The organism is Paenibacillus sp. E194 (assembly GCF_000935845.1).
Classification (GTDB): Bacteria; Bacillota; Bacilli; order Paenibacillales; family Paenibacillaceae; genus Paenibacillus_B; species Paenibacillus_B alvei_B.
Genome location: NZ_JMDX01000537.1, coordinates 1 through 730, shown reverse-complemented (window position 1 = coordinate 730; position 730 = coordinate 1). Strand labels below are relative to the sequence as shown.

Sequence of the window (730 nt, the reverse complement as noted above, 5' to 3'; positions counted from 1 at the left end):
ACAAACTAGCGCCTCTGCTCAAGCAGGACCATATTTCTGCAACTGCAGCATCAAATGCGATGCTTGCTATTTGACTCGCACGATCTTGCTCCGTAACTTGATAAAATTGCTGGTACCAGAACACCATATTGATCAGTGTGTGATGCTCGACCATAACCCCTTTCGGATTCCCTGTAGTTCCTGAGGTGTAAATCAGATAGGCCATGTTGTGCGGCGTCGTGGCGATTGACGGATTCCGGTCGCTCTCCTGTGACAGCATCTCCTGATCCGCAGCGCTGTCCAGACAGATGCGCGTAATCAGCTCCGGCACCCATCCGCTTGCCTCGCTCTGGGTCACCATCAACTCAATTCCTGCATCGTGGGCCATGTAAGTCAGACGCTGCTGCGGATAAGACGGATCCATCGGCACGTACGCGCCCCCGGCTTTTAAGATCCCCAGGATCCCGACGATCAGATCCGCCGAGCGTTCCATGCAGATCCCGACCAGCGTCTCCGGCTTCACGCCCTTCTTTCGCAAACTGTGCGCCAGTTGGTTAGCCCGCGCATTCAGTTCCCCATACGTCAGCTGGCGGTCTTCGTCAACGACTGCCACCGCTTCCGGCCGTGCCGCCGCCTGCTCCTCGAACAGTTCCTGAATTACCGGATCCCGCGGATACGCCCTCTCCGTCCGGTTCCATATCTCCAGTTGCTGCTTCGTTTCTGCTTCACTAATCAACTGCATCTGGCCTAT

The 730-nt window shown here is 55.9% G+C and carries 1 protein-coding gene; it reads right to left on the bottom strand.

The genetic code is table 11. The features are described 5' to 3' along the window. Window positions 1-730 (bottom strand): AMP-binding protein (locus AZ66_RS29435; RefSeq protein WP_044358222.1); only part of this gene is annotated, 730 nt, incomplete at both ends.